The 16,704-nt window shown below is 64.5% G+C and carries 19 protein-coding genes; 2 read left to right on the top strand and 17 right to left on the bottom strand.

Going from position 1 to position 16,704, the window contains the following annotated elements:
• Positions 1–16 precede the first annotated feature (16 nt).
• The 5 genes from IVA98_RS36155 to IVA98_RS36135 form a co-directional block, all read right to left on the bottom strand.
• Entirely contained in the window at positions 17–358 is a 342-nt protein-coding gene (locus IVA98_RS36155) for an integration host factor subunit alpha (RefSeq protein ID WP_018456841.1), read from the bottom strand.
• A gap of 131 nt (positions 359–489) precedes the next feature.
• Positions 490–1,470, bottom strand: coding sequence for a beta-ketoacyl-ACP synthase III (locus tag IVA98_RS36150; protein WP_247299596.1), 981 nt, complete (start codon positions 1,468–1,470; stop codon positions 490–492).
• The gene (gene plsX, locus IVA98_RS36145) at positions 1,467–2,528 is read right to left on the bottom strand and encodes a phosphate acyltransferase PlsX (protein ID WP_247299598.1); all 1,062 of its coding nucleotides are present in this window, start codon (positions 2,526–2,528) and stop codon (positions 1,467–1,469) included. The genes IVA98_RS36150 and plsX overlap by 4 nt, the downstream gene beginning before the upstream one ends.
• A 294-nt stretch (positions 2,529–2,822) precedes the next feature.
• Positions 2,823–3,392: a YceD family protein gene (locus IVA98_RS36140; protein ID WP_247299607.1), complete on the bottom strand. Its 570-nt coding sequence runs from the start codon at positions 3,390–3,392 to the stop codon at positions 2,823–2,825.
• On the bottom strand, positions 3,389–3,940 hold the full coding sequence (locus IVA98_RS36135) for a ubiquinol-cytochrome C chaperone family protein (RefSeq protein ID WP_247356849.1): 552 nt from the start codon (positions 3,938–3,940) through the stop codon (positions 3,389–3,391). The genes IVA98_RS36140 and IVA98_RS36135 overlap by 4 nt, the downstream gene beginning before the upstream one ends.
• Positions 3,941–4,038: 98 nt before the next feature.
• Here IVA98_RS36135 and IVA98_RS36130 point away from each other — a divergent pair, with 98 nt between their 5' ends.
• Positions 4,039–4,524 (top strand): outer membrane protein assembly factor BamE, encoded by a 486-nt coding sequence (locus IVA98_RS36130; protein ID WP_247299612.1) that lies wholly within the window; start codon positions 4,039–4,041, stop codon positions 4,522–4,524.
• Positions 4,525–4,711: 187 nt separating this feature from the next.
• The gene (locus IVA98_RS36125; protein WP_247299614.1) at positions 4,712–5,713 is read left to right on the top strand and encodes a Bug family tripartite tricarboxylate transporter substrate binding protein; all 1,002 of its coding nucleotides are present in this window, start codon (positions 4,712–4,714) and stop codon (positions 5,711–5,713) included.
• Positions 5,714–5,862: 149 nt separating this feature from the next.
• Here the strand turns inward: IVA98_RS36125 and IVA98_RS36120 are convergent, their stop codons facing one another.
• The 12 genes from IVA98_RS36120 to IVA98_RS36065 all read right to left on the bottom strand — a co-directional run bounded on the left by IVA98_RS36120 (position 5,863) and on the right by IVA98_RS36065 (position 16,621).
• Complete coding sequence (locus IVA98_RS36120; protein WP_247299616.1) at positions 5,863–7,983, bottom strand: sodium-translocating pyrophosphatase; 2,121 nt, start codon at positions 7,981–7,983, stop codon at positions 5,863–5,865.
• A gap of 233 nt (positions 7,984–8,216) precedes the next feature.
• Positions 8,217–9,215, bottom strand: coding sequence for a thiamine-phosphate kinase (thiL, locus tag IVA98_RS36115; RefSeq protein WP_247337348.1), 999 nt, complete (start codon positions 9,213–9,215; stop codon positions 8,217–8,219).
• Between the two features lie 202 nt (positions 9,216–9,417).
• Positions 9,418–9,915: a transcription antitermination factor NusB gene (gene nusB, locus IVA98_RS36110; protein WP_027548253.1), complete on the bottom strand. Its 498-nt coding sequence runs from the start codon at positions 9,913–9,915 to the stop codon at positions 9,418–9,420.
• A 3-nt stretch (positions 9,916–9,918) separates the two neighbouring features.
• The gene (gene ribH, locus IVA98_RS36105) at positions 9,919–10,410 is read right to left on the bottom strand and encodes a 6,7-dimethyl-8-ribityllumazine synthase (RefSeq protein WP_247299620.1); all 492 of its coding nucleotides are present in this window, start codon (positions 10,408–10,410) and stop codon (positions 9,919–9,921) included.
• Between the two features lie 154 nt (positions 10,411–10,564).
• The gene (locus tag IVA98_RS36100) at positions 10,565–11,176 is read right to left on the bottom strand and encodes a riboflavin synthase (protein ID WP_247299622.1); all 612 of its coding nucleotides are present in this window, start codon (positions 11,174–11,176) and stop codon (positions 10,565–10,567) included.
• On the bottom strand, positions 11,176–12,324 hold the full coding sequence (gene ribD / locus IVA98_RS36095; RefSeq protein ID WP_247356847.1) for a bifunctional diaminohydroxyphosphoribosylaminopyrimidine deaminase/5-amino-6-(5-phosphoribosylamino)uracil reductase RibD: 1,149 nt from the start codon (positions 12,322–12,324) through the stop codon (positions 11,176–11,178). The genes IVA98_RS36100 and ribD overlap by 1 nt, the downstream gene beginning before the upstream one ends.
• Positions 12,321–12,803 carry a transcriptional regulator NrdR gene (gene nrdR / locus IVA98_RS36090; protein WP_011087793.1) on the bottom strand — a complete coding sequence of 161 codons (483 nt, stop codon included), beginning with the start codon at positions 12,801–12,803 and terminating at the stop codon, positions 12,321–12,323. The genes ribD and nrdR overlap by 4 nt, the downstream gene beginning before the upstream one ends.
• Positions 12,804–12,818: 15 nt before the next feature.
• Positions 12,819–14,117: a serine hydroxymethyltransferase gene (glyA, locus tag IVA98_RS36085; RefSeq protein WP_247277066.1), complete on the bottom strand. Its 1,299-nt coding sequence runs from the start codon at positions 14,115–14,117 to the stop codon at positions 12,819–12,821.
• Between the two features lie 265 nt (positions 14,118–14,382).
• Positions 14,383–14,604 carry a hypothetical protein gene (locus IVA98_RS36080; protein ID WP_028144414.1) on the bottom strand — a complete coding sequence of 74 codons (222 nt, stop codon included), beginning with the start codon at positions 14,602–14,604 and terminating at the stop codon, positions 14,383–14,385.
• Positions 14,605–14,641: 37 nt separating this feature from the next.
• Positions 14,642–14,878: a hypothetical protein gene (locus IVA98_RS36075; protein ID WP_247299626.1), complete on the bottom strand. Its 237-nt coding sequence runs from the start codon at positions 14,876–14,878 to the stop codon at positions 14,642–14,644.
• Positions 14,879–15,069: 191 nt separating this feature from the next.
• Positions 15,070–15,588 (bottom strand): transcriptional regulator LdtR, encoded by a 519-nt coding sequence (gene ldtR / locus IVA98_RS36070; RefSeq protein WP_018320040.1) that lies wholly within the window; start codon positions 15,586–15,588, stop codon positions 15,070–15,072.
• Positions 15,589–16,123: 535 nt separating this feature from the next.
• The gene (locus IVA98_RS36065) at positions 16,124–16,621 is read right to left on the bottom strand and encodes a DUF6163 family protein (RefSeq protein WP_247356845.1); all 498 of its coding nucleotides are present in this window, start codon (positions 16,619–16,621) and stop codon (positions 16,124–16,126) included.
• Positions 16,622–16,704 lie beyond the last annotated feature (83 nt).

Raw genomic sequence — 16,704 nt, 5'->3', positions numbered from 1 at the left:
CCTTTCCGAAAGGCGATTACGCCTCGGGTTGAGCCTTGCTGGCGTCGCCATTGGTGCGGTGCTGGGCGTTGATCCGCTGCTTCAGGATCGCCGACGGCTTGAACACCATCACCCGGCGCGGCGAGATCGGCACCTCGGTGCCGGTCTTCGGATTACGGCCGATACGCTGACCCTTCTTGCGCACCATGAAGGAGCCGAACGAGGACAATTTCACCGTCTCGCCCTTCTCAAGGCAGTCGGTGATCTCCTTGAGCACGAGTTCCACGAAGGCGGACGATTCCGTGCGCGACAGGCCCACCTTCTGGTAGACGGCTTCGCACAGATCGACACGCGTTACGGTTTTGCTTTGATCGGTCATCGCCCTGCCCCACATCACGGCGAACAATTGTTGTCTGAAATTAGGAGCTTACGATACAACGGTCAACAGCGCTCATCAATGCAGACGCATCGATAATCGCGCTGATTCCGGCAAAATTTTATCGACTGTTGCTACCAGCGCACGAGCGCGGAGCCCCAGGTGAAGCCGCCGCCCATGGCCTCCAGGAGAACCAGGTCGCCCTTCTTGATGCGGCCGTCCCTGCGTGCCACCGACAGCGCCAAGGGAATCGAAGCCGCCGAGGTGTTGCCGTGACGGTCCACGGTCAGCACCACCTTCTCCGGCGCGATATGCAACTTGTGCGCGGAGGCGTCGATGATTCGCTTGTTGGCCTGGTGCGGCACGAACCAGTCGATGCTGTCGGCATTGAGCCCGGTCGCCTGGAAGGCATCGACGATCACGTCCGTGATCATGCCCACCGCATGCTTGAAGACCTCGCGGCCCTCCATACGCAGATGGCCGACGGTCTGTGTCGAGGACGGCCCGCCGTCGACGAACAGCTTTGCCTTGTGGCGGCCATCGGAGCGCAGATGAGTGGTCACGATGCCGCGGTCGGTCGCGGCGGTGCCCGGCTGCTCCTGCGCCTCCAGCACGACAGCGCCGGCGCCGTCGCCGAACAGTACGCAGGTGCCGCGGTCGTTCCAGTCGAGGATGCGCGAGAAGGTCTCGGCGCCGATCACCAGCGCGCGCTTATAGGCGCCGGTGCGCAGGAAATTGTCGGCGGTGGCCAGCGCGAACACGAAACCGGAGCAGACCGCCTGGAGGTCGAACGCCGCGCCATGGTTGATGCCGAGCCCGTGCTGCACGGCGACCGCGGTTGCGGGAAACGTATTATCCGGCGTCGAGGTCGCCAGCACGATCAGCTCGATCGATTGCGCGTCCACCCCCGCATCGCTCAGCGCAGCCTGCGCCGCCCGCAGCGCCAAGTGCGAGGTGAACTCGCCCTCAGCCGCGATGTGCCGTTCACGGATGCCGGTGCGCTGTACGATCCACTCGTCGGAGGTGTCGATGCGGGCCGCCAATTGGGCGTTGGTCACCACCTGCTCCGGCAGATAAGAGCCGCAGCCGAGCACGACCGAACGAATTTTCGTCACGAAACAGCCTCCTGCGCGGCCTGCACGGAACTGAGTGCACCACCCTCGCGGTTGAGCATCTGATTGATCTTGTTCAGGAGATCGTAGTGAGCCATCTCATAGCCAACATCGATCGCATAGGCAAAGCCTTCGGCGCTGATTCCGCCATGGCTCTTGACCACTAGTCCCTTCAGTCCCAGGAACACTCCGCCATTCGACTTGTTTGGGTCCATCTTGTCGCGCAGGGCCTGAAAAGCGCTGCGCGCAAACAGATAGCCGAGCTTGGACAGCCAGCTCCGCTGCATCTCGTTACGGAGTAATTCCGCCATCTGCCGTGCGGTTCCCTCGGCGGCCTTGAGCGCGATGTTGCCGCTAAAACCTTCGGTCACGATGACGTCGGCCAGCCCCTTGCCGATGCCGTCGCCCTCGACGAAGCCGATATAGTCGAGCTCCGGCAGGTTCCTCGCACGCAGGATCTCGCTAGCCTCGCGGATCTCCTCGTGGCCCTTGATCTCCTCGGCGCCGATGTTGAGCAGCCCGACCGTGGGCCGCGTCTTGTCGAACAGCACGCTCGCCATGGCCGCGCCCATGAGCGCGAGCGACACCAAATGGTGGGCGTCGCCGCCGATGGTCGCACCGAGGTCGAGCACGACGGACTGGCCACGCTTAGTTGGCCATATCCCGGTGATCGCCGGGCGGTCGATGCCCGGCAGCGTGCGTAGGTGGAAACGCGCCATCGCCATCAGCGCGCCGGTGTTGCCGGCGGAGATCGCAACATCCGCCTCGCCCTTCTTCACGGCATCGATCGCGAGCCACATCGAGGAGGTTTTGCGGCCGCGCCGCAACGCCTGGCTCGGCTTGTCCTCCATGCTGACCGCGACGTCGGTATGGATGATCTTCGAGGCGGCCTTGAGCGCGGAGTGCTTTTCGAGCTCGGGCTCGATCTTGGCGCGGTCCCCGACCAGCAGGAATTCGCTGTCGCGGTGCCTGCCAAGCGAGATGGCAGCGCCGGGAATGACCACGGCGGGGCCGACATCGCCTCCCATGGCGTCCAGCGCGATGCGAATCTTGCTTGGCATGAAAGTCCTGGAACTGGTCTCGTGCGGTCTTAAGCTAGCGGGCCGCAAAATGGGTTCGCCACGGACATGGCGGTTGGCCGAGCGCCACGCCGCACCCGGACCGGGCCGCGACAATAGCGTTTTGTACCCCCGAAACAACCTCTTGCCCCCAGCCTTTTGCATTCAGGACGATCCGCGAGCGCACCGACAAATCAGGGCGGAAACGCATTGAAATCAAACGGATGAAACCGTTCTTCAAACCAGCGCGGCAAACGGTTCGTGTCCGGTCCGAAGCGGTCCCGCCGCAAATCCAAGCTATTTGCCCTTTTTCCTGTCCTGCAGGGCCTTCAGGGCTGCGAAGGGATGGTCCTCGGGATCGAGGGCGGTGACGTCCGCCTCGAACACGGCCCCCTCCTTGCGCGGATAGGGATCGATTGCCAGAAACAGCGCGTCAGTGGCGAGACGCCCAAGGTCGATGATGCCATTGACGATCGCCTCCGGCGGGTCGGCGACCGCAGGCAGCGCCTCGTCGTCCTGTCCCTCCTCGATCAGGTCGGCCAGCCGGCGCGCCTCGGCTTCGGGAGCGAACATCAGGTCCACCTCCTCCTCGATCTCGGTCTCGATCGGATCGAGCGTGACGACGCAGGTCTGGCCGATCCGGCCGCGGACCAGCCCCGTGACCTGGATCCGCCCGCCGCTTCTCGGCACCACATCGAAGCTGGCATGAGCGGACAGGATCTCCCGCAGGCCCGCGAGCTCGGCCATGGCCTGCCGTTCGGCCGCCGAGGCCTCGAGTACGCGATGCAGGCCGGTGTCAGGGACCTGCGCCACGATGACGGGCGCCCGCCAGGGATCGGGCTCGGATCCGGTCGTCGGTCGGCTCATGGCGTGACATCCTCTGGGAGGGCTGAGGGAAACTTGAAGGACGCGCGCAAGAGCGCGGCCTCGTCGGTCCGGCCGAGATCGGCTTCTGTGGCCCGGGCATAAGCCGCGAGCCTCTGCGCCTGATCGATGCCGGTCCCGTTCAAGATATTCTTGCAGATCGCCGATGCCAGCGCCTCGCCGCCGCCCTCCATGGCCTGGTCATAGGCCTGGACGCGGCCATAGAAGGCCTCGCCAAAAGCCCGCATCCGCTTCGGCACGGTCTGGTCGCCCACCCCCATCTCGCGGAGATTGTCGTCCATGTCCTCGCAGAAGCGGTCGAACAGCGCCTGCGACAGCTCGGGGGCGCCCTGGACCGTGCGCAGGCGGCGCAGCAGCAGCCAAAGATGCAGCAGCAACAGGTCGAAACGCCCGTTAACCGTGTCCGGCACGCCCAAGTCACGGTAAAATATGGGTTCTCGCGCCTGCGTCACGATCATGCCATAGATGGCCTCGATGGTGCCCCGCGGGGCTAGCCGGGGTTTCCTGAAGTGATTGAACGGCCAAAGCATTGTGGTGTCCGCAAGCAGGCGCGCGCGTGTTGCATTCAGAGCCTCCGCCCGGTACTTCAGCGCCTCGCGCGACGCAAGGGGACGGAATCAGTTCCGCAATGACGATAACGAACCAGACCAGCCAGCGCGCAAGTCAGCGGCGCGGCCTTCACGCATGTTGGCGCGGCCTGCGCATAGTCGCGGCCGCGACCCTGGTCAGCGCGGCGCTTGCGGGTTGCACCGGCGAGCAGTTCCAGAAGGGCTACATCCTGCCGCCTGGGGCACTGGAGCAGATTCCGATTGGCGCGAGCCAGGACCAGGTGCTGATCGTGATGGGCACGCCCTCCACCGTCGCGACCCTGGACGGCGAGGTGTTCTACTACATCTCCCAGCGCTCCGAGCGTCCCGTCGCCTTCATGAACCAGAAGGTGGTCGACCAACGCGTGATCGCGATCTATTTCGACAAGAACCGGCGCGTGCGCCGGCTGGCGAATTACGGCCTTCAGGACGGCAAGATCTTCGACTTCATCAGCCGCACCACGGCGACCTCGGGTCAGGAGATGAGCTACCTCACCCCGCTGTTCAAGCTGCTCAGCTTTAACTGAGCCCTTAGGGCGTTTTCGAGCCAAGTGGATACCGGTTCGCGTAAAGAAAACGCATGAAGAATCTGGAGCCCGTTCCGATTGCACCGGAATGGGCTCGAGCCTGCGGCGTCGTGCCGTTTCGTGCGACTTGCCGTCGCACGTCGGGTTCCCTACGCTCGCTGCAAAACGAGAAGCAGGGAGTGGACTCGTGCCCAAGACTTTTTTGTCCCGTCGTCGTGTGCTCGCTGGCGCTGCCGGCCTCTCGGCCGCAGCAATCCTGCCGCGATCGAGCCTGGCCGACTGGAAGCCCACCGAGAACGTTCGCCTCATCGTGCCGGCGGCGGCTGGCGGCTCGACCGACGTCATGGGCAGGCTCCTCGCCGCGCATCTGCAGACTGCCTGGGGCCAGTCGGCGGTCGTGGAGAACCGCTCGGGCGGTGGCGGCACCATTGGCACAGCCGAGGTGGTCCGCGCCAAGCCCGATGGTCACACCATCCTGATCGGCAATCCGGGGCCGAACGCGATCGCCTACAGCATTTTCAAGAACCTCACCTACAAGCCGGAGCAGCTCCAGCCGGTCTCCAACATGATCCGGATTCCGAACATCGTCTCGGCGCATCCGAAGACCGGCATCACATCGATTCCCGAGCTGATCGCGTACCTGAAGGCCAATCCGGACAAGCTCAGCTACGCCTCCTCAGGCGTCGGCCAGAGCCCTCACCTCACCGGCGCCTGGTTCCTTCAGCTCACCGGGTTGAAGATGACCCACATCCCGTTCCGCGGCGCCGGCCCCGCACTCCAGGCCGCGCTCGCGGGCGACATCCAGATCCTGTTCGACAATCTCTATCCGAGCCTGCCGCAGGTGCAGAACGGCACGCTCAACGGCCTCTGCGTCACCACGACCGAGCGTAGCGAGCTCGCGCCGAATCTGCCGACCATGCGCGAGAGCGCGCCGGAGCTGGCGAACTTCGACGTGTCCTCCTGGTTCGCCGTCTTCCTGCCGAAGGGCGTCCCCGCGCCCGTGCTCGAAGCGCTCAATCTCCAAGTGAAGGCGATGCTGGAGCGCGACGACATCAAGAAGCAGATCGCCGCCATGGGCGCCCGCGCCGACTACGGCACGCCGCAGCACTTCGCCGCCTTCGTGGATGCCGAGACAAAGAAGTTCGCCGCGATCATCCAGAAGGAAGGCCTGCAGATGGACGTGCAGTAACGCACAGCGTCATTCCGGGGCGGCTCCAACGAGCCGAACCCGGAATCTCGAGATTCCGGGTTCGGTCTGCGGACCGCCCCGGAATGACAATGAGAAAGAAAACCCCGCGGCTCGCGCCGCGGGGTTTTGTCTCGTTCCACTTCCGCCGCTCAATGCGCCAAGATCGCCAGCAGCAGCAAGGCCACGATGTTCGTGATCTTGATCATCGGGTTCACCGCGGGGCCGGCGGTGTCCTTGTAGGGATCGCCGACGGTGTCGCCGGTCACCGCCGACTTGTGGGCATCACTACCTTTGCCGCCGAAATGGCCGTCCTCGATGTACTTCTTGGCGTTGTCCCAGGCGCCGCCGCCCGAGGTCATGGAGATCGCGACGAACAGGCCCGTCACGATTACGCCGAGCAGCATCGCGCCCACCGCCGAGAACGCCGCTGACTTGCCGGCCGCACCTCCACCCGCGATCGCGTAGATCAGGAAGTAGACGACAATGGGCGACAGCACCGGCAGCAGCGAGGGGATGATCATCTCCTTGATCGCCGCTTTCGTGAGCAGATCCACCGCCTTGCCGTAGTCCGGTTTGTCAGTGCCCTGCATGATGCCGGGCTTCTCGCGGAACTGACGGCGCACCTCTTCCACGATCGCGCCGGCAGCACGGCCGACGGCCGTCATGCCCATCGCGCCGAACAGATACGGCAAGAGGCCGCCGAACAACAGGCCCACCACCACGTAGGGATTGTTGAGCGAGAAGTCCGGATTGACGCCTGCGAAGTAGGGATGGCGCGCGGAGTCGGCAACGAAGAACTTGAGGTCCTGGTTGTAGGCCGCGAACAGCACCAGCGCACCGAGTCCGGCCGAGCCGATCGCGTAGCCCTTCGTCACCGCCTTGGTGGTGTTGCCGACCGCGTCGAGCGCGTCGGTCGACTTGCGCACCTCCTTCGGCAGGCCCGCCATCTCGGCAATGCCACCGGCATTGTCGGTGACCGGACCGAATGCGTCGAGCGCGACGATCATGCCGGCCAGCGCCAGCATGGTGGCAGTCGCGATCGCGATGCCGAACAGCCCAGCGAGGCTGTAGGTGACCAGGATGCCGGCGATGATGACGATCGCGGGCAGCGCGGTCGCTTCCATCGAGACGGCGAGGCCCTGGATCACGTTGGTGCCGTGACCGGTCACCGAAGCCTGGGCAATCGACTTCACCGGTCGATAGTCGGTGCCGGTGTAGTATTCGGTGATCCAGATGATCAGCGCCGTGACGACGAGGCCGACCACGCCGCATTCGAACAGAGCTGTGCCGGTGTAGTCGACGCCGTCGAGCTTGCCGAAGCCGATCAAGTAGTAGATCACCAGCGCGATGCCTATCAGGGACAGGATGCCGGTCGCGATCAGGCCCTTGTAGAGCGCGCCCATGATCGACTGGCTCGGCCCGAGCTTCACGAAGAAGGTGCCGATGATCGAGGTGATGATGCAGATGCCGCCGATCGCGAGCGGCAGCGTCATCATGTTGGCGAGGATCGGCGTCTTGGCGAAGAAGATCGCCGCCAGGACCATGGTGGCGACGGCGGTCACCGCATAGGTCTCGAACAGGTCAGCGGCCATGCCGGCACAGTCGCCGACATTGTCGCCGACATTGTCGGCGATCGTGGCGGGGTTGCGCGGGTCATCCTCGGGGATGCCGGCCTCGACCTTGCCGACGAGGTCGCCGCCGACGTCCGCCCCCTTGGTGAAGATACCGCCGCCAAGACGGGCGAAGATCGAGATCAGCGAGGCGCCGAAGCCGAGCGCCACCAGGGCGTCGACGACGAGACGGCTGTCGGGCGCGAGCTTAAGCGAGTGGACCAGGAAGGCGAAATAGAGTGTGACGCCCAGCAGGGCGAGACCGGCGACCAGAAGGCCAGTGATGGCGCCTGCTTTGAAGGCGAGCTCCAGGCCGCCCGCGAGCGAGGTCGTCGCGGCCTGAGCAGTGCGCACATTGGCGCGGACCGAGACGTTCATGCCGATGAAGCCGGCCGCCCCCGACAGGATGGCGCCGATGGCAAAACCGATCGCGACATAAACCCCAAGGAAATAGGCAAGCAGCACGAAGATGACGATGCCGACGAGACCGATCGTGGTGTACTGGCGCCGCAGATACGCCTGTGCACCTTCGCGCACCGCTCCTGCGATCTCCTGCATGCGCGGCGACCCCGCATCCGCGCTCAACACCGAAGACGTCGCCCAAATCGCGTAGACGACGGAAAGCACTCCGCAGAGTACTATCAACCATAATGCTGTCATGTGATTTTTTGCCTCAGATCCTTGATGTACCCCCGGCGCCTTTTGTTGTCCGTCGTGCGGTGCGGCGCCTTGATTTTGAACAAAGCCGCCCCTTGCCCGAAGGGGCGGCCCCAGTCGGTTGCGAGCTTGCCAAAATCAAATTGAGGGTGCAACGCCGGATAAGGCCGAAACAGCCGATCTCGGCAGGTATTTAGGCCGGGCCCTGAGCGTCTGGCGCTGGCTTGGAGCGATTCCTAGAAATGGCTGTACGAAAGGCGCTTCAAAGTCAATTCCTGCCCCTGCCCATCAAGGAAGCGCGGCGGCTCTTGGCCCGCAACAATCGTGCCGATCGCCGTGACGGCAAGGCCAGCCGCCCGCCCCGAGGCGATCAGCGCATCGCTTTGCGCCGGCGGGACGGTGCACAGCACCTCGTAATCGTCGCCACCGGCCAGTAGCGTCTCGACGCCAACAGCCTTGCGCGCGACCAGGCCTGCTGCCGCAGCCGATAGCGGTATGTTCGCGACGTCGACCGTGGCCGAGACACCGGATGCTGCGCAAAGCTTGGCGAGATCGCCCGCGAGCCCGTCGGAGACATCCATCGCGGCGCTTGCGTGATCGCGCACGGCCTGCGCCAGCGCATTGCGCGGCCGCGGCACGCGATAGCGCGAGACCAGAAAATCCCGCGCGGCGGGATCGGATGTCAGCGCGCCGGCCGCAGCGCCGCCGGTGAGCACGTGGAGGCCGAGCGCGGCATCGCCGATCGTCCCCGTCACCAGAATGCGGTCGCCCGGCCGGGCGCCGATGCGACCGACCATTCGTCCTTGCGGGACGCGGCCGAAGGCAGTGATCGAGATCATCTGCGGTCCCGGCGTCGACACCGTATCGCCGCCGAGCAGCGGGCACGCGAAGCTCTTGGCGTCCTCGCCGAGCGCATCCGCAAACGGCCGCAGCCAGGCATCCTCCCCGTTGCGCAATGCCAGCGTCAGCACGAATCCGGCTGGGACCGCGCCCTTGGCCGCGAGATCGGACAGGTTCACCCGCAGCGCCTTGCGCGCGATGGTGTCAGGCGGATCAGCGGCAAGATAATGCACGCCCTCCACTACCGCATCGGTGGTGACGACGATGTCCTCGCCAGCCGATCTCAGGATCGCGGCATCGTCGACTAGGCCGAACGCGCCGGGATCGATCGCCAGCGGCTTGAAATAGCGCGCGATGAGGGAGTCTTCGCCAGAGAGATTTTGCGTGTCTGCCATCGGCGCCAGCCTCACTCCTCTCTGTCATCGCCCCGGCAAAGGCGCGAAGCGCGTCTCCAAAAAAGCGACTGGGCGATCCGGTATTCCAGAGAGCTCGGGCGACATCGATAGGCCCCGCCGTATTGGATCACCCGCCTTCGCGGGTGATGATGGCGATGTATGGGGCAATCATACCGCATCACTTCATCACCCCAGGGTATCGCTACCCACGCCCGAACTCGTCACCGCGAAACTGGCGGCCGATCTGGTCGAGGACTGCGTTGACCATGCCGGTCTCCTCGCGGTCGACGAAAGCGTTGGCGACGTCGACATATTCAGAGACCACGACGCGGCCCGGGACGTCCTTGCGGTGCTGGAGCTCATAGGCCCCGGCCCGCAGCACTGCACGCAGGATCGCCTCGATCCGCTTCAGGGGCCACCCCTTCGACAGCGCCTCGTCGATCAGCGGATCGAGCTTCTTCTGGTCGCGCACGACGCCGGAAACGACGTCGCGGAAGAAGGCGGCCTCCGCCGGAAGGTACGTATCGCCCTCGACCTCGTTGCCGAGCCAGTGGCTCTCGAACTCCGCAAAAATGTCGTTGATGCCCGCACCGGCGATGTCCATCTGGTAGAGCGCCTGGACGGCGGCGAGCCGCGCCGCGCCGCGGCGGTTCGCCTTCTTCTCCGGAGCACCCGCCGGCTTTTTGTTGTTGTCGGCCATGGCTCAGGCCTGCGCCAGACGGCGTTTGATGCGCAGCATCACAAGCGCGGCACGTGCGGCATCGCCGCCTTTGTTGAGCTCGCTGGCGCGTGCCCGCGCCCAGGCCTGCGCTTCGGTGTTGACGGTGAGAATGCCGTTGCCGAGCGGCAGCTTTCGCGCCACGGCAAGATCCATCAGCGCGCGCGAGGATTCCTGCGAGACGATCTCGAAATGAATGGTGTCGCCGCGGATGACGCAGCCGAGCGCGATCACTGCGTCATAGGGCTTGCCGTTCGCCGCAGCCGCGTCGACCGCGATGGCGACCGCCGCCGGAATTTCCAGCGCGCCGGGAACCGTGATGACCTCATGCGTCAGGCCGGCCGCCTTCAGCTCGGCGATTGCGCCGTCGAGAAGCGCGTCCTGGAGATCGTCATAGAACCGCGCTTCGACAATCAGCGCGCGGGCGCCGGAAATGTCGGTCTGGTCTTTCAGGGGTGCGCGCCGCGCGTCTGCCATCGTTCAATCCGTTTCGAAAGGGTCGGCGCTATGTAGTCGCCGGAAGCAGGTAAGCCAAGTTCTAAAGACATGGTCATTCCGGGCGGCTCGAAGAGCCGAACCCGGAATCTCGAGATTCCGGGTTCGATGCTAACGCATCGCCCCGGAATGACGGCTACGCCGTCATTTCCGTCAGCCGCGCCGCGTAGCGAGCCATCAGATCGACCTCGATATTGACCTCGTCCCCCGCTTTCCAGCCGCCGATCGTCGTCACCGTCAGCGTGTGCGGGATGATAAGCACCGAAAAGGTCACGTCCTTCACTGTATTGACGGTCAGCGAGACGCCGTCGAGCGTGATCGAGCCCTTGGTGGCGATGAAGCGCGCCAGCTCGCGCGTCGTCGAGAGCTCGAACCGCGCCATCTCGGGCAGGTCCTCGCGGCTGAGAAGCGTCGCGACACCGTCGGCATGGCCGGCGACAATATGACCGCCGAGCTCGTCGCCGATCTTCAGCGCCCGCTCGAGGTTCAGCCGTGTGCCGACCTTCCAGTGTTTTGCGGTCGTCAGCGCCAGCGTCTCGGCGGCGGCATCGACCTCGAACCACGTCTTGTCCGCTTGAACGCCGGAGGCGACCACGGTGAGGCAGACGCCGTTGCAGGCGATCGAGGCGCCATCGGCGATGGTGGCGCGATCATAATTGCAGGCGATGCGCAGACGGTGCAGCTGCCCCTGCGCCGTCGGCGTGAAACTGACGATCTCGCCAATATCGGTGACAATGCCAGTGAACATTACGAGCGCTCGTAAACGGTGAGAGTATCCTTGTCGAATGTCTCGCTAGCATGAACCTTGTAGGCCCGCGACTGCGTGATTTTCGACAGGGGCAATGCATCGAGCGCATCGACGCCGCCAGAGCCCACCTCTTCCGTGCCGCGGAACAGCCAGATTTCGTCGACGAGGTCGGCCGCGACGAAGGACGCGGCGACACGGCTGCCGCCTTCGACCATCAGCCGCGTGATGCCTTTCTCGGCCAGCGCATGCAGCACGGCCGTGAGATCGAGTCCTGATGCCCCGACCGACGGCACACGCAACATTTGCGCACCGGCCGCGCCAAGCCGTGTGGCGGCTGCGGCTTCGGCGAGTTCAGAACTCACCACCCAGAGCGGTGTTTCTCGCGCAGTGCGGACAAGCTTGCTCGCGCCGGGAATGCGCAGGTTCTGATCGAGCACGACCCGCACCGGCGAGCGCGCCCCCATGCCCGGCAGGCGGCAGGTGAGCATCGGATCGTCCGCCAGCACCGTGCCGATGCCGACCAGGATGGCATCGCTCTGAGCGCGCAAGAGATGCACGCGATTGCGCACCGCCTCGCCGGTGATCGCGACCGGCTTGCCGCCGGCCGCGCCGATCTTGTCGTCAGGCGAGACCGCAAGCTTCAGGATCACGTGAGGACGCTTGTCCCGGATGCGACGGAAATGCCCGGCGTGATCGAACGCAGCCTCTGCCGCGCACAGACCGACGTCTACTGCGATGCCGGCTGCCCGCAAGCGCGCATGACCCTGGCCGGCGACTTCAGGATTGGGATCCTCGATCGGCGCTACGACCCGCTCGATCCCGGCGGCGATCACCGCATCGGCGCAAGGCGGCGACTTGCCGAAATGCGAGCACGGCTCCAGTGTGACATAGAGCGTGGCGCCGCGCGCCGCTTCGCCTGCCCGCCGCAAGGCTTCGGGCTCGCCATGCGGCCGCCCGCCAGGCTGTGTCCAGCCGCGACCGACGATCACGCCGTCCTTGACGATGACCGCGCCAACCGCCGGATTAGGCCAGGTGCGGCCCTGCCCGCGACGCCCAAGCGCCAGCGCAAGCTGCATGAAGCGGAGATCCGCATCCTTGGCCTCACGGGCCTTCTGCGCGAACTGATCTTCCAGGAGGCGGAAGATCATTTGCGGATCGCGGCGAGCCGCGCTTCCTCCTCACCGGAGAGCTCGCCGAGCACGTCGGCGAAATCCTTGGCCTCGCGGAAATTGCGGTAGACGGAAGCAAAGCGTACATAGGCGACGTCGTCGAGCGTGCGCAGATGCTCCATCACGGTCTCGCCGATCACCTCGGAGGAGATCTCCGCCTCACCGCCGGTCTCGAGCTCGCGCACGATGGTGGAGACCATCTTCTCCACCCGCTCCGGCTCGACCTGCCGCTTGCGCAGCGAGATCTGCACCGAGCGCATCAGCTTGTCGCGGTCGAACGGCACGCGGCGGCCGTTGCGCTTGATCACCGTGAGCTCGCGCAGCTGCACGCGCTCGAAGGTGGTGAAGCGGAAATTGCAGGCGACGCACACGCGCCGCCTGCGGATGACGGACGAATCCTCGGTCGGACGCGAGTCCTTTACCTGCGTATCGAGACTGTTGCAGTTCGGGCAGCGCATCCGTGTACCTTGACCTTACTGGTAGATCGGGAACCGGTCGGTGAGCGCCTTGACCCGTTCCTTGATCGCCGCTTCCACGAGCGGCGCCTTGCCGTCGTCGGATTGTGCGATCGCGTTGAGCACTTCGGCGATCATGCCGCCGACCTGCTGGAATTCGGCGACACCGAAACCGCGGGTGGTCGCGGCCGGAGTGCCGAGGCGGAGGCCGGAGGTGACGAACGGCTTTTCGGGATCGAACGGAATCCCGTTCTTGTTGCAGGTGATGGCGGCGCGGACCAGCGCCTTCTCCGAGACGTTGCCCTTCAGGCCCTTCGGCCTGAGGTCAACGAGCATCAGATGGTTGTCGGTGCCGCCCGAGACAATATCGAACCCATGGCTCTTCATCGCCTCGGCCAGCGCCTTGGCATTCTCGACGACGTTCTTGGCGTAGACCTTGAAGTCCGGACGCAGCGCTTCGCCGAAGGCGACCGCCTTCGCCGCGATCACATGCATCAGGGGACCTCCCTGCAGGCCCGGGAAAATCGCCCCGTTTAGCTTCTTTGTCAGCGTCTCGTCGTTCCAGAGCATCAGGCCGCCACGCGGACCGCGCAGCGATTTGTGCGTCGTGGTGGTGGTGACGTGGGCATAGGGCACCGGCGAGGCGTGCACGCCGCCGGCGACGAGGCCGGCGAAGTGAGCCATGTCGACCAGCAGATACGCGCCGACGCTATCGGCGATCTCGCGGAAACGCTTGAAGTCCCAGGCGCGAGAATAGGCCGAGCCGCCCGCGACGATCAGCTTCGGCTTGACCTCTTCGGCCTGCTTGGCGACCGCGTCCATGTCGATGATCTGGTCCTCGCGGCGCACGGTGTAGTGCGCGGCCTTGAACCACTTGCCGCTCATGTTGACGGGCGAGCCGTGGGTGAGATGGCCGCCGGCCGCAAGATCAAGACCCATGAAGGTGTCGCCCGGCTGGAGCAGCGCCAGGAACACCGCCTGATTCATCTGGCTGCCGGAGTTCGGTTGCACGTTGGCAAAGTTGGCGCCGAACAGCTTCTTGGCGCGATCGATCGCAAGGTTCTCGGCGACGTCGACCCACTCACAACCGCCGTAGTAGCGCGCGCCCGGATAGCCTTCCGCATATTTGTTGGTCATCACCGAACCCTGCGCTTCCAGCACGGCCCGGCTGACGATGTTCTCGGAGGCGATCAGCTCGACCTCATGGCGCTGCCGGCCGAGCTCGCCCTTGATGGCGGCGGCGATGTCCGGGTCGGCCTGCTCGAGCGAGGCGGTGAAAAACGAATCGGGCGCGGAAGCGGTTTTGGCTGAGGTCATCTTGCGAATATCTCCACCGCCGCAGCCTTTTGGCGGGCTACGGGCGGGTCTGGTGTGGCGGTCGGAAGCATGCGCGATCTACCACATTGCCCGCTCCCGGCCAAGCATTTGCGGGTCCGGCCTGAGATTTGTGCAAGATATGGTGGGGATTGGAGGTTCTCGGCATTGGAGCGGTTTCATAGAACCGCGCCTTCCGCGAATGTCCGGACAGAACCACTTTGGACCGCACCTCGCCCAACGGCCGGCGGCCCAAGCCGGCGCGGTTTTAAAGCCCGGTATACCCCGCTTTCACGGGGTCCACGCTGCCGTCGAGCTGCCGCAGATAAGTCAGGCCGCAGACCGTCAAGCGGTGGGGGTCCTTCTCGCCGGCCTCCATCAAGGTAGTGAGATAGTTCGTGACCTTGGCCCGTGCCTCCTCGCTTGCCGCCGCGGTGCGGTTGGCGAGCAGGTCATAGGTCTGCATGATGCGGTCGATGGCGGCTTCCATGGCACCCTCTGGTTCTCTCGAATTTTGGGAGTTTTGATCAGGCAACCGCTCGAGCCTCGGACTGCATCTCAAACCCGGTGATCGCCTTGTTGGCGAGCCTGATCTTGTTGAATTCGCCCTGCTGGAGCAGCTTGACGATGATCCCGAGCAGGCGCTCGTCGGTGACGAGGGAATCTGGGATCGCGCCGGAGCGGCGAAGGTAGTTGGCGGCAATCGCGTAGGCTTCGCTCACAAGTTCCACGTTCAGCGCCTGAAGCCCACGCTCGACCAGCATCGACGTTTCTCCGATCCGAAGGAGATAAGCGCCGAGGCCGGAACTGGTTCCTCACAGCGAGACATTTTTTTCGCACTGCAAAAAGTAAAACGCACCGGACGAAATCCGGGCCGGTGCTCTTGGGGAAGTCGAGGCACGTTCGGAGGCTTGCCGGTCTTATTGGGGCCGGCTTGGCCTTGATCCCTTGGAACTCAGAGCCGGTACAGGATCTGGTCGGTCCAGAACCGCTCGAGGCGGTGCAGCGACTTGTTTAGGGTCGAGAATTCCTCGCCCGAGATGCCGCCGACCTGCTCCACCGTCTTGACGTGCTTCTGGTAGAGCGCATCAACGATGCGGCGGACTTCCTGGCCCTGTGGCGTCAGGCGGATGCGCACCGAGCGGCGATCAACGCGCGAGCGCTGATGATCGAGGAAACCGAGCTCGACGAGCTTCTTCAGATTGTAGGAGACGTTGGAGCCGAGATAGTAACCGCGCGTGCGCAGCTCGCCCGCGGTCAGCTCCTTGTCACCGATGTTGTAGAGCAAAAGCGCCTGGACCGAGTTGATGTCCGCACGGCCGCGGCGATCGAACTCGTCCTTGATCACGTCGAGGAGCCGGCGATGCAGCCGCTCCACCAGAGTCAAAGCTTCCAGATAGAGCGACTGCACCGAACCCTGCTGGCCGGAGACGCGCTCTGCGGTATCTGCCGCAGTTGCGACGGCTTTCATCATGACACTTCCCCTGTTGTCGTTTTTATCGACACTTATTCGACGAAACTTGTGTCCCGCCTGATAGGTGCAACTTAAGGGGCTCGTTTGAAGAACGGCTTAAATAAGAGAATAAAGAGATCATGAATTTAAGACAGTGAATTGCGGATTAAGCCTGTGCTACAAGCACTTTTCGCAACACTCTGTTGACCCTCGCAAGGTCCTGTTCACCCTCCGTCCGCCCCCCTTGTCGCATTCCAGCACAGCCCCGCCCCGTTTCGAAACGCGGGCGTAACAGCTGTGGCGGAACAACGCTGGTCAACGAAAACTTACCGCAAATTTAGGCAACCAACGGTCAACCAAACGCGCAGTGTCCCGGACAAGCGCAGCGAAGCGGAGCGCAGAGCCGGGACCCAAGAAGCCACAAACGAGATTGCGGTGAGATGGGCCCCGGCTCTGCAACGCATCACGCCGCACCGGACGATGCTTCGCATCGCCAGGGGCGCGCCGCATTGCGTCCGGGGCACGCGAGCATCTTTGATCGCGCCGAGAAACGCTGCTACGGCGGTCGTTCCCGCGCAGCCATCCAGGCCAGCGCGAGATAGGCGGCGAGCATGAACGCTTCGACACCGACCACGACCAGGCTGCCGCCGTAGATGCCGGGAAACATCAGCTCGATCACCGCCATCGACACTACGGTCGTCAGCCACACCACGGCGCCCCAGGGCGTCGCCAGCCAGAGACCAACTGCTGCGACGAGCTCGATCACGGCGAAGTAGACGGTTGCGGCCTGCCAAGCCATCGCCTGGTTCTCGAAAGCCTCGTCCTCGCCGCCGACGAAACCCGTCACTTGCGCCCAGTGATAGAGACCCTTCAGGATCGAGAGCAGCGCCATCCCACGCAGGAACAGCACGAGCCGGCGCGTCCAGACATTGTCATCGGACGCAGAGCGCTCCGACGAGATCGCCGCCACCGACAACGCGCTATCCCTGGCGCTGTCTCTGGCATTGTCCCGGGCGCTGTCGCGGGCCGCATCGCGTGTGGAGATCTCGGACATGGCCCCCTTCTGGCTGCTTCGCCCCGCAAAATCAATCGGCTGCCATCCCTTGCGGCAGGTCAAGCCGCGGTGACGGGAACCAT

The organism is Bradyrhizobium sp. 160 (genome assembly GCF_023073735.1).
GTDB lineage: Bacteria > Pseudomonadota > Alphaproteobacteria > Rhizobiales > Xanthobacteraceae > Bradyrhizobium.
This window is presented reverse-complemented; position numbering and strand designations above follow the sequence as displayed.